Annotated in this window: 9 protein-coding genes; 6 read left to right on the forward strand and 3 right to left on the reverse strand. The window is 72.1% G+C overall.

Annotated features, from left to right (window positions below; translation table 11 throughout):
- The first annotated feature begins 6 nt into the window (after nucleotides 1–6).
- The 3 genes from SLINC_RS38865 (at nucleotide 7) to SLINC_RS38875 (ending at nucleotide 5,698) form a co-directional block, all read left to right on the forward strand.
- Nucleotides 7–2,622 carry a glycoside hydrolase family 2 gene (locus SLINC_RS38865; RefSeq protein ID WP_067446189.1) on the forward strand — a complete coding sequence of 872 codons (2,616 nt, stop codon included), beginning with the start codon at nucleotides 7–9 and terminating at the stop codon, nucleotides 2,620–2,622.
- Between the two features lie 149 nt (nucleotides 2,623–2,771).
- Entirely contained in the window at nucleotides 2,772–4,100 is a 1,329-nt protein-coding gene (locus tag SLINC_RS38870; RefSeq protein ID WP_067443118.1) for a wax ester/triacylglycerol synthase family O-acyltransferase, read from the forward strand.
- Between the two features lie 104 nt (nucleotides 4,101–4,204).
- Nucleotides 4,205–5,698, forward strand: a complete 1,494-nt coding sequence (locus SLINC_RS38875) for an SDR family NAD(P)-dependent oxidoreductase (protein ID WP_067443119.1) — start codon at nucleotides 4,205–4,207, stop codon at nucleotides 5,696–5,698.
- Between the two features lie 12 nt (nucleotides 5,699–5,710).
- On the opposite strand, the gene SLINC_RS38880 is transcribed toward SLINC_RS38875, so the two are convergent.
- Together SLINC_RS38880 and SLINC_RS38885 are read right to left on the reverse strand one after the other, a co-directional pair.
- Nucleotides 5,711–6,469, reverse strand: a complete 759-nt coding sequence (locus SLINC_RS38880) for an SDR family oxidoreductase (RefSeq protein ID WP_067443120.1) — start codon at nucleotides 6,467–6,469, stop codon at nucleotides 5,711–5,713.
- A 25-nt stretch (nucleotides 6,470–6,494) separates the two neighbouring features.
- A complete protein-coding gene (locus SLINC_RS38885) occupies nucleotides 6,495–6,953 on the reverse strand; it encodes an HD domain-containing protein (protein ID WP_067443121.1) in 459 nt (152 codons plus the stop codon).
- Between the two features lie 448 nt (nucleotides 6,954–7,401).
- Here SLINC_RS38885 and SLINC_RS48675 point away from each other — a divergent pair, with 448 nt between their 5' ends.
- A complete protein-coding gene (locus tag SLINC_RS48675; protein WP_107406738.1) occupies nucleotides 7,402–7,575 on the forward strand; it encodes a hypothetical protein in 174 nt (57 codons plus the stop codon).
- A gap of 76 nt (nucleotides 7,576–7,651) precedes the next feature.
- A complete protein-coding gene (locus SLINC_RS38890; protein WP_067443122.1) occupies nucleotides 7,652–8,134 on the forward strand; it encodes a GNAT family N-acetyltransferase in 483 nt (160 codons plus the stop codon).
- A gap of 24 nt (nucleotides 8,135–8,158) precedes the next feature.
- Here the strand turns inward: SLINC_RS38890 and SLINC_RS38895 are convergent, their stop codons facing one another.
- Nucleotides 8,159–9,496: an amidase gene (locus tag SLINC_RS38895; protein WP_067443123.1), complete on the reverse strand. Its 1,338-nt coding sequence runs from the start codon at nucleotides 9,494–9,496 to the stop codon at nucleotides 8,159–8,161.
- Between the two features lie 296 nt (nucleotides 9,497–9,792).
- On the opposite strand from SLINC_RS38895, the gene SLINC_RS38900 reads away from it, so the two are divergent.
- A complete protein-coding gene (locus SLINC_RS38900; RefSeq protein WP_375141537.1) occupies nucleotides 9,793–11,568 on the forward strand; it encodes a family 20 glycosylhydrolase in 1,776 nt (591 codons plus the stop codon).
- The last annotated feature ends 4 nt before the right edge of the window (nucleotides 11,569–11,572 follow it).

An 11,572-nucleotide genomic window follows, 5' to 3' on the forward strand; every position in this document is an offset into this window, starting at 1 on the left:
GTTTCCGTGCGCACCAGACGTCTCAGAGGCCGACTGGCCTTACTGTTCGCCGCGCTGGTGGGTCTCACCGGCCTCACCGCGGCACCCGCACCCGCCCTGGCCGACGACCCCGTCGAGGCCCGCGGCCTCAAGGGCGAGTACTACACCCAGTCCGCACCCGGCGCCTTCGACTTCCATGAGCTGAAGGCCACCACCTTCGACCCGACCCTCGACTTCGACACCCTGGAGCCCCGGCTCGCCGCCGCGACCGGACGCGCGGACGACGTCAGCGTCCGCTGGACCGGCCGGATCGTGCCGGAGCGGACCGGCCCCCACACCTTCTCGGTCATCGGTGACAACGGCTTCCGCCTGTGGATCGGCGGACAGCTCCTCATCGACCACTGGGTGGACGACTGGGACCGCGAACAGACGGCGGCACCGGTCGAGCTGACCGCGGGCACCGCCTACGACATCAAGGTCGAGTACTTCGAGCACTACGGCGGCTCCAACCTCCACCTGCGCTGGACCCCGCCGGGCGGCGCCAAGGAAGCCGTCCCGCAGTCGGCGTTCCGGCTTCCCGACGGCTACGCCTACGACGGACCGATCGCCACCACCGTCCTCGGCACCGGCCGTACGGTCAGGCTCGACTTCGCCCAGCCCCTCGCGGCACCCCCGGCCGGCCTGACCGGCCACCTCGAAGCGGTGATCGGCGGCGCCAAGTGGCCCCTGACCGGCGTCGGGCAGGACCCCGCCGACCCCCGGTCCCTCCTCGTCACCCTGGGCGAACCCGTCGTGGGCAACAAGACCGGCACCGCTCGGGGCGCGGCCGATCTCCGCTACGACGGCGCCGGCGGGCTGACGGGCGTAGACGGTGACGCCGTCGGGGCGTTCTGGAGCAGCGGCCCCAACCGCTCGACGTACCAGCTGCGCACACCGTGGGCCGACGAGGTGGGCCCGGACAACGCCCATCCGGAGTATCCGCGCCCGCAGTTGACCCGCACCGACTGGCGCAGCCTCAACGGCCGCTGGCAGTTCGCCGCGGCCGAGGCGGGCGAGCGGCCGCCCGTCGGCCGGACCCTGCCCGAGCGCATCCTCGTCCCGTACCCCGTGGAGTCCCAGCTCTCGGGTGTCGAACGGCACGAGGGCCGGATGTGGTACCGGCGCACCTTCACGGTCCCGGCCGACTGGCGCATCGGCTCCGGACAGCGACTGCGGCTGAACTTCGGCGCGGTCGACTGGCGGACCGAGGTCTACGTCAACGGCACCAAGGTCACCGAACACCAGGGCGGCTACGACAAGTTCAGTGCCGACATCACGGACGCCCTCAAGCCCGGCCGCACCCAGGAACTGATCGTCGGCGTCTACGACCCGACCGACGCGGCGAACGGCGAGAACCCGCCCCTCGGCAAGCAGCGCCTGGACCCGAGCGGCATCTGGTACACGCCCTCCTCCGGCATCTGGCAGACGGTGTGGATGGAACCGGTGGCCCGCGACCACATCGACTCGCTGAAACTCGTCCCGGACCTCACCCGCGATCGGCTGACCGTGGAGGCCGGGGGAGTCCGTGACGGCGTACCGATCACGGCGACGGCGTACGACGGGAAGCGCCCGGTGGCCACGGCGCGCGGCCGCACCGGAGAGCCGCTCACCCTGACCATCGACGACCCGCACCTGTGGTCGCCCGACGACCCCTTCCTCTACGGCCTGAAGGTGAGCGTCGGCGCCGACCGCGTCGGCAGCTACTTCGGCATGCGGTCCATCGCGGTCGAGCAGGTGAACGGCGTTCCGCGCACGGTCCTCAACGGCGAGCCGGTCTTCATGATGGCCACGCTCGACCAGGGCTTCTGGCCCGACGGCCTGCACACCGCGCCGACCGACGAGGCCCTCGCCTACGACCTGAAGGTGCACAAGCGGCTGGGCTTCAACTCGGTGCGCAAGCACATCAAGGTCGAACCCGACCGCTGGTTCTACTGGGCCGACCGGCTGGGCCTGCTGGTGTGGCAGGACATGCCCTCGATGACCGCGGGGGTGAACCCGAACGCCGGGGCGCGCGCCGAGTACGAGCGCGAGATGAAGGAGATGATCGACGAGCACATCAGCAGCCCGTCCGTCGTCATGTGGGTGACCTTCAACGAGGGCTGGGGCCAGTACGACGTGGGACGGGTCGCCGAGCAGGCCAAGGCCTGGGACCCCACCCGCCTGGTCAACAACCAGTCGGGCCTCAACCTGGGCGCCGACGGAGGTACCGGCGACCTCATGGACGAGCACGGCTACCCCAGCCCCGCCCTGCCGCCCCGCCCGGACGGCAGACGCGCCCTGGTCAGCGGCGAGTACGGCGGCCTGGGCCTCGCCGTGCCCGGCCACGCCTGGTCGGTGCAGCAGTCCTACGTCGACGTCGACCCGGCGACCTACACCGACGACTACCTGGCCAAGCTCGACGAGGTGCGCACCCTGGTCTGCCGGGGCAGCAACGGTGCCGTCTACACACAGATCGCGGACGTGGAGGGCGAGCTCAACGGACTGCTCACCTACGACCGGAAGATCCTCAAGCCGGACGTGGGCCGGGTGAGGGCCGCGCACGAGGCGCTGATCCGGGACGCGTCGCGCGCCGCACCGTCGGGATGCCCGGCGGACCTGCGCTGATGTGACCTCTGACGCCCCATGAGTCCCGCCCCTCCCAGAGGGGCGGGACTTAATCTGCTGTTAACTGTGCGTAGCTTGATCGTACTTGACCGTAATCGCCTCCGGACGATTGACTGCTTGCCCACCCGTCGTCGACGCGAGGCAAGCCATTGACGTCCGACCTGCTCGCACCACTCGACCTGGCGTTCTGGAACATGGAATCCGCCGAGCACCCGATGCACCTGGGAGCGCTCGGTGTTTTCGAGGCCCGCTCGCCCACCGCCGGCGCCCACGCGGCCGATCTGCTCGCCGCCCGCGCCGCCGCGGTCCCCGGACTGCGGATGCGCATCCGGGACGTGTGGCCGCTCGGCCACCCGACCGCCTTCGGGGGAGCCGCCCGCGAGCCCGTCCCCGACTTCGACCCCCTCGACCACGTCACCCTGCACGCCCCGACCGCGGACTTCCAGACCGAGGCCGGCCGCCTCATGCAGCGGCCCCTGGACCGCGCACGGCCGCCCTGGGAGGTTCACGTGCTGCCGGGGGAGGACGGCGTCTCCTTCGCCGTGCTGTTCAAGTTCCACCACGCCCTGGCCGACGGCCTGCGCGCGCTGACCCTCGCCGCCGCCGTCCTGGACCCCATGGACCTGCCCGCGCCCCGGCCCCGGCCCGCCGAACCGCCCCGCGGTCTCCTGCCGGACGTGCGCCGGCTGCCGGGACTCGTCCGCGGTGCTCTCTCCGACGTCGGACGGGCCCTGGACATCGGCGCCTCCGTCGCCCGCTCCACCCTGGACGTCCGCTCCTCGGCCGCCCTGACGGCCGAGTCCACCGGCACCCGCCGCACCGCCGGAGTCGCCCTCGACCTCGACGACGTGCACCGCGTCCGCAAGGCCGTCGGCGGCACCGTCAACGACGTACTGATCGCGGTCGTCGCGGGCGCCCTGCGCCGCTGGCTCGACGAGCGCGGCGACGGCAGCGACGGCGTCGCGCCCCGCGCCCTGATCCCCGTCTCCAAGCGCCGCCCGCGCACCGCCCACCCGCAGGGCAACCGGCTCTCCGGCTATCTGATGCGGCTCCCGGTCGCCGATCCGGACCCGCTCGGCCGCCTCGCCGCCGTCCGCACCGCCATGAACCGAAACAAGGACGCGGGACCGGGCCGGGGCGCCGGTGCCGTCGCCCTGCTCGCCGACCACGTCCCCGCCCTCGGCCACCGGCTCGGCGGCCCGCTGGTCGGCCAGGCCGCCCGCCTCTGGTTCGACATCCTGGTCACCAGCGTGCCCCTGCCGAGCCTCGGCCTGAAGCTCGGCGGCAACCCGGTCACCGAGATCTACCCCTACGCCCCGCTGGCCCGCGGCCAGTCCCTCGCCGTCGCCATCTCGACCTACCGCGGACAGGTCCACTACGGCCTGGTGGCCGACGCCGAGGCCGTACCGGACCTGGACCGGTTCGCCCAGGCGCTGTCCGAGGAGGTGGAGACGCTGATCACCGCCTGTGAGCCTTGACGGTCACGGGTTTTGGAGGACCGGCCCGGCGCTCCGTAGAATTCCCCGTTCGAAAGCGGGCGCGGTCGGAGCGCCGCTCGGGTGATCAGGGAAACGGCAGCGCGATGACGGTGACAGAGGACGGCTCGGCGGCCATGGACGAGGTCGTGTACGGGCCCGGCATCGACCCGGAGCGGCTCGCGGTCTGCCTCGGCGTACTGGAGGAGCTCGACAAGCTGGAGGTCGACCACCCGGACGCGATCGCCGTGCGCCGGGCCACCGCGGGCGTCTACCGCACGGTCAAGCAGCGCCGCCGCCAGGAGCGCCGGGCCGCCAAGACCGCCCACGACAAGGCGGTCACGGAGGCCACGGCGACCGGCTCCGCCCAGCGCATCGACGACGAGACCGAGGGCATCCTGCCGTCGTCGGTCACCGAGGAGGGCCGCCTCGCCGGGATCCTCCAGCGGCCGCGCTCCTGCTACACCTGCAAGGCCCGGTACGTCGAGGTCGACTACTTCTACCACCAGCTCTGTCCCGACTGCGCCCGTCTGAACCGCGCCAGGCGCGACGCCCGCGCCGACCTCACCGGCAAGCGCGCCCTGCTCACCGGCGGCCGCGCCAAGATCGGCATGTACATCGCGCTCCGGCTGCTGCGCGACGGCGCGCACACCACGATCACCACGCGCTTCCCCAAGGACGCCATCCGCCGCTTCAAGGCCATGGACGACTCCGGGGACTGGATGCACCGCCTGGAGGTCGTCGGCATCGACCTGCGCGACCCGGCGCAGGCCGTCGCCCTCGCCGACCAGGTCGCCGAGGCCGGTCCCCTCGACATCCTCGTCAACAACGCGACCCAGACCGTGCGCCGGCTGCCCTCCGCCTACGCCGCCCTGGTCGACGGCGAGAGCGCGCCGCTGCCCGCCGGGGAGCTGCCCGCCCACCACGTCATCGGCGCCTTCAACTCCGGCGCGGTCGACGGCCTGGCCGCGCTGCCCGCCGGGATCAGCGGCCTCGACGCCCAGCAGGTCGCCGACCTCGCCCTGGTCGCGGGCAACGCCAGCGTGGAGCGGCACCTCGACGGCACCGCCATCGACGCGGGCGGGCTCGTCCCCGACGTCGTCGACACCAACACCTGGGTGCAGACCATCGAGCAGATCTCCCCGGTGGAGCTCCTCGAAACCCAGCTGTGCAACTACACCGCGCCGTTCATCCTCATCAGCAAGCTCCGCCCGGCCATGGCCGACGCCGCCAGGAAGGCGCCGAGCGGACGCGCCTACGTCGTCAACGTCTCCGCCATGGAAGGCGTCTTCGGCCGCGGCTACAAGGGCGCGGGCCACCCCAACACCAACGCCGCCAAGGCCGCCATGAACATGGTCACCCGCACCAGCGCCCAGGAGATGTTCCAGTCCGACGGCATCCTCATGACCTCCGTCGACACCGGCTGGATCACGGACGAGCGTCCGCACTACGACAAGCTGCGCCTGGCCGAGGAGGGCTTCCACGCCCCCCTCGACCTCGTCGACGGCGCGGCCCGCGTCTACGACCCGGTCGTACGCGGTGAGGAGGGCGAGGACGTGTACGGGGTCTTCCTCAAGGACTACGTGCCGGGCAAGTGGTAGCGGGTTCGGGTCCTACGGGGCGATCCGTGCCCTGCTGACGTTCGTCCCGCCGTCCACCAGCAGATCCGCCCCGGTGATCCACTCCGCCGCGTCGGAGCACAGCCACAGCACGGCCCGCGCCACGTCCTCCGGCTCGCCGATCCGGCCGAGGGGCAGGCCGGACGCGATCTCCGTCTCTCCCGGCTCCCACACGAACCGTGCCATCTCGGTCCGTACGAGGCCGGGCGAGACGGAGTTGACCCGTACCCGGGGCGCGAGTTCACCCGCCAGTTGCCCGGTGAGGTGCAGCAGGGCCGCCTTGCTGGTGTTGTAGGCGCCGATGCGGGGGCCGACGTGCCGGGCGCCCTCCGTGCAGATGTTGACCACCGAGCCGCCGTGCTCGGCCATCCAGCCGTGCCAGGCGCACTGCACCAGCCGCAGCGGTGCCTCCACGTTGACGGCGAACGCCTCGCTCCACTCCCGCGGGTCGATGTCCATCAGCGGGCCGTACGGCTGGTTGGTCGCCGCGTTGTTGACCACGATGTCGACCCGGCCGAAGGCGCGCAGGGCCAGCTCGGTGAGCCGGCGCGGATGGTCCGGGTCGGCGACGCTGCCGGGCAGTCCGACGCCGTCCAGGCGCGCGGCGGTCCGGCGTACGTCGTCGGGGTCCCGCGCGGTGACGCACACCCGTGCCCCCGCCGCGACCAGCTCCCGGGCGACGGCGTACCCGATGCCGCGGGTGGCGCCGGTGACGATGGCGGCCCTGCCGCGGAGGTCGTACGACGACGTCATCGGCGTACGGTCTCATGACGGGCCGTCAGTCGACAGACTCCAGACGGGAGTTGCGTTTCGCCACCAGTTCCAGGACGGTGCGCCAGTCCTCCAGGACACCGGCGTCGAAGGCGGAGACACGGGCCTCCTCGACGGCCTGGCGCAGGCGCGGCAGGTCGTCGTCGGCGGGGTCGGCGTCCGAGGAGAAGGGGGTGTGGCCGCGGACCAGACCGGCGACGCGGCCGCCGAGCAGGGGGCGGACGGCGTCGGCCGCGCGGTCGGCGTGCCGGGCCTGGTCGCCGGGCCCCAGCAGCGGGCCGATCGCGTGCACGAGGCCCGCCACCTGGAGTTCCTTGTCGGCGGGGCGGGTCCGGCGCAGCAGCGCGGCGGTCCGCAGCGCGTGCTGGTGCAGGTCGACCCGGCCGCCCCGGGGGCCGGGCACCCCGTATCGGCCCCGGCAGACGTACAGCAGATCCATCAGCTCTTCGACACTGCGCAGCTCCATGCGCCAGTCCTCCCGCCGGACAAGCCCTGCCGTCCGGAAGGAGATCATGGCCGGCTTGCCATTCGGCCAACGGGACCTGAACTGCGTCGTCTGTTCGCTGGTGTAGGCCGAGCGGGGGAATCATAAAGGCGGCATTATGGGGCAAATGAGGGTGATTTCACCCCACTGAACACGGACGACTCCGGATAGTTACCCTTTGTTTTCAGCCCGATAGAGCGCACTCGCGCTCATTTGGTTAATCTGTAGCGGACGGACAGCAGCACGGGGTCCTACCCAACACCCACGGTCCGTCATGGGACTCGCCCGTTCACCACGGCCTGCTCTCGTACGAGTAACCGGCGCCACCGCGTCCGAGCTGTCTCAAGCAAGACCCGAGCGGGCGTCGAAAACCAGGCCGGAGTATGGGCAGGTACGCCCCGAGGGTGACCCGACACATAAGGAGTGCGCGGTGACACCGGAGAAGACGAATCGCGAACAACGCCCCAAGGAACGCACGGAGCGTGCCGGCCGCAGGCCCGGGGAGATCGGCAGCCTCGACGTGTGGGCCCGCTCCGCCCCGATCCGCCTGGCGGGCTACGAGGACGACCTCGTCGAGCCCCACATCCTGCCCAGCGTGGACTGACCCACCCGGACCCCCGGGGCGCCCCGAGGGGACCTGTCGCGATCGCCGACCGCATGGGCGTGCGAAACTCACGCCCATGCTGATCAGAGAAGCCGTGGCCGACGACTGGCCGCGGATCTGGCCTTTCTGGCACCGGATCGTCGCCGCCGGCGAGACCTACACCTGGGGCCCGGACACCTCCGAGGAGGCGGCCCGGGCCCTGTGGATGGCCCCGGCCAAACGCGTCTACGTCGTGGAGGACGACGATCAGGCCGTCGTCGCCTCCGCCTACCTCACCCCCAACTACGGCGGCCCCGCCGCCGGTATCGCCAACGCCGGCTTCATGGTCGACCCCGACCGGGGTGGCCGGGGATACGGCCGAGCCCTCGCCGAGCACGTCCTGGCCGCCGCCGAGGCCGCGGGCTACCGGGGGATGGTGTTCAACGCCGTCGTCGAGACCAACCCGGCCGTGAAGCTGTGGACCTCCTTCGGCTTCACGATCCTCGGCACGGTCCCGGAGGCCTACGACCATCCCCGGCACGGCCGGGTGGGCCTGCACATCATGTACAAGGCCCTGTAACCCGCGCTCCCGCTGCCCTCGGCCTCAGTCGAGCGGTGCCGTCCGCCGCCACGGGTGCCGCTCCTCCAGCTCCGCCGCCACCTCCAGCAGATCCGCCTCCGACCCCGGCCGCCCCACCAACTGGACGGCGCAGGGCGCGCCGGAGGGCAGGGTGCCGAACGGGACCGCCATCGCGGGCCAGCCCGTCAGGTTCCACGGCGGAGTCAGGGGCGAGTAGTTCGTGTTGGCCAGGAGATTGCGCAGCCAGCCCCGCTCGTGCCAGGGCGCGGCCTGCGGGGAGCGGCGGGCCAGCGCCGGGGTGAGCAGGATGTCGTACTCCTCGAAGAACGGCTCCAGGCGCCGGCGCAGCGCCTCCCGTCCGGTGCCGGTGCGCACGCTGTTCACGAAGCGGCGCCCGACGGCCGCGTGCACCCGGGTGCGCCGGGCCAGCCGCCGCCGGTCGAGGGCGTCCGCGTCCACGGCGGTGCCGGCCGTCCAGTGGGCGAACGAGGTGAAGCTCAGCGACATCGGGTACGGCGGATCGGCCCGGCGCACCCGGTGCCCCGCCTTCATCAGCACACCGCCCGCCTCCCGGGCCGCGGCCGTGTAGGGCTTGGTGATCGCCACGCCCGCGATGGGGCTGCGCAGGGAGACGGCGATCCGGTGCGTGGTGTCCGTGTCCCGCGGGGCGAACGAGGCGTCCGCGATGACCGACAGCACCAGGCGGGCGTCCTCGACCGTCGTCGCGAGGGGCCCGTTCTCCGACATGCCGAACCAGGTGCTGGTGCCGGCCGGGACCACGCCGGGCCCCGGCTTGAGGGTGACCAGGCCGCAGTTGGCGGCCGGGATGCGCAGGGAGCCCATGCCGTCGTTGCCGAGGGCCACCGGCACCAGGCCCGCGGCGACCGCGGCCGCGCTGCCGCCGGACGAGCCGCCCGCCGTGCGGGAGGTGTCCCAGGGGTTGCGGGCGGTGCCGTGGACGCCCTCCGAGGTGCCCCAGACGCACAGCTCCGGCACGTTGGTCAGGCCCACGACCACCGCGCCCGCCGCCCGCAGTCGGGCCACTGTGGGATGGTCCTCGGCCGCCGGTTCCTCCGGTGTGGCGGCCGACCCCACGCGCATCGACTCGCCGCGCACCGCGAGGTTGTCCTTCACGGCGACCGGCACCCCGGCCAGGGGCAGGTCGCCCAGATCACCCCTGGACGCCACCGCGTCGGCCTCGGCGAGCGCCGCCTCGGCCCGCACCGTCCGGAAGGCGCCCACCCGGCCGTCGAGCCGCTCGATCCGCGCGAGGTGCTCGGCCACCACCTCCCGGGGCGTGACCCGCTTCTCCCGTACGGCTGCGGCGATCTCGGCGGCGGTTCGGCCGGCCCAACTGGTCACGGGCGCTCCTTACTGGCGAGTAATCCGTCAGGGAGAACTGTGCCGCTGCGCGGGCCGTACGTCGAGAGCCTTGGATATTCGGACCGCACTTCTTGGACTTTTCCCCCGGCACCCCTGGGTGCGCGCCCACTGAACCGCAGGTCATCCGATCAATGGCCCAACTCTCGCCCCTTCGCATCCCATTGACAGTGTCTGGAGCCCGCTCAATCATCAGCCATCCGATGATTGGGGGCCCACTCTTGAACACGGGCAGAAGAGGATGGCTGCGGTCGATCGGGATCGCGGCGCTGCTGACCATGGTCGTGGCGCCGACACCGGCCGTCGCGCAGGAGGAACAGAAGCCGCCGGTCACGGTGCCCGCCCTGACCGACTGGGCTCCGGAATCCGGGAGCTACGTCTACGGGCCCCGGACCCGCATCGTCGCCGACACGGGTGCGGAACGCCGGGTCGCCGGCACCCTCGCCGACGACCTCCGCGCGGCAGGCCACGGCACGGTGCCGGTGGTGCGCGGCGGGGCACGCGCCGGTGACATCGTCATCGACGTCCGGCCCGCCGAGTCCGCCCTCGGCACCGAGGGCTACGAACTCCACGCGGGCAAGCGCCTCTCGGTGACCGGGGCGACCGGGGCCGGCGCCTTCTACGGCACCCGCACCCTCCTCCAACTGCTGGCGCGGGGCGACCGGATCCCCGCCGGACGCACCGTCGACGTACCGCGCTACAAGGAGCGGGGCGTGGGCGTGTGCGCCTGCTACATCCACGTCTCCCTGCCCTGGCTGGAGAACCTCGTCCGGGAGATGGCGTACCACAAGCTCAACCAGCTCCTGCTGGAGCTGAAGGTGAAGAGCGGCGCCCACCCCGAGGCCAACACCTGGGGCTACTACACCAAGGACGAGATGCGGCGGCTCGTGGCCCTCGGCGAGAAGTACCACGTCGAGATCATCCCCGAGATCAACTCCCCGGGGCACATGGACCCGTGGATCGAGAACCGTCCGGACCTCCAGCTGACCGACTCCGACGGCACCAGGCAGCCCTCGCGGCTCGACATCACCCGGCCGGCCGCCTTCGACTACTACACGAGCCTGATGGACGAGTACGCCCAGGTCTTCACCGCGAAGTCCTGGCACATGGGCGCCGACGAGTACATGCTCGGTTCCGACTTCGCCAAGTACCCGCAGGTCCTCAAGTACGCCCAGGACCGCTACGGTCCGGGCGCCACCCCGCAGGACGCCTTCGTGGACTTCGTCAACCGCGTCCACGACCACGCGGCGGGCAAGGGCGTCGACCTGCGCATCTGGAACGACGGACTGACCGGCGCCAACACCGTGCCCGTGCGGACCGACACCACCGTCGAGCACTGGCTGAACGTGGCGGTCAAGCCCAGCCAACTCATCGCCCAGGGCTACTCGGTGATGAACGCCGCCTACTCCCTCTACCTGATCCGCGGCGGTTTCCACAGCGACACCGGGTCGCTGTACGACCAGAGCTGGGACCCGCGCGCTTTCGAGGGCGAGAAGCTCACCTCCGCCCGGGGCGTCACCGGCGCGAAGGTCAGCCTGTGGCCGGACAACGGGCGCGGCGAGACCGAGAACGAGGTCGCCGTCCGCCTCTGGCCCGCCCTGCGGCACATCGCCCAGGCCACCTGGGGCGTTCCGCATCCCGACGCCACGTACGCGGAGTTCGTGGCGCGCGGTACGGCGGTCGGGCACGCGCCCGGTTGGCGGGACCTGACCCGGGTGCCCGTGGCGGACGGGACGTACACCTTCGGGCGGTCCTTCACGGCCTCGGTGCAGCGCACGGCGGACGGCTACGTGACCCTGCGGTCGGCGGCCGGCTGTCTCGCGATCAGCGGCGGCAGGCTCACGCTCAACGTGCCGCTCCAGCCCGGTGTCGAGGCGACCTGGGACACCTGCGACGCCACGAACACCTTGCAGCGCTGGGAGTTGGAGCCTGCCACGGGTGGCTTCCGGCTCGTGAACGCGATCACGCGGATGGCGCTCACCGTCACGGACGACGGCCGGATCGTGCAGTACCCGCCGGACCAACGCCCGCCCGCCGTCTGGCCCTTGACCTGAGGAG

This window comes from Streptomyces lincolnensis, assembly GCF_001685355.1.
Taxonomy (GTDB): domain Bacteria; phylum Actinomycetota; class Actinomycetes; order Streptomycetales; family Streptomycetaceae; genus Streptomyces; species Streptomyces lincolnensis.

Coding starts and splice junctions, on each gene's coding strand:
- SLINC_RS38875 (WP_067443119.1), top strand. CDS start 4,205: ATGACGGTGACAGAGGACGGCTCGGCGGCCATGGACGAGGTCGTGTAC.
- SLINC_RS38900 (WP_375141537.1), top strand. CDS start 9,793: ATGGTCGTGGCGCCGACACCGGCCGTCGCGCAGGAGGAACAGAAGCCG.
- SLINC_RS38890 (WP_067443122.1), top strand. CDS start 7,652: ATGCTGATCAGAGAAGCCGTGGCCGACGACTGGCCGCGGATCTGGCCT.
- SLINC_RS38885 (WP_067443121.1), bottom strand. CDS start 6,953: ATGGAGCTGCGCAGTGTCGAAGAGCTGATGGATCTGCTGTACGTCTGC.
- SLINC_RS38880 (WP_067443120.1), bottom strand. CDS start 6,469: ATGACGTCGTCGTACGACCTCCGCGGCAGGGCCGCCATCGTCACCGGC.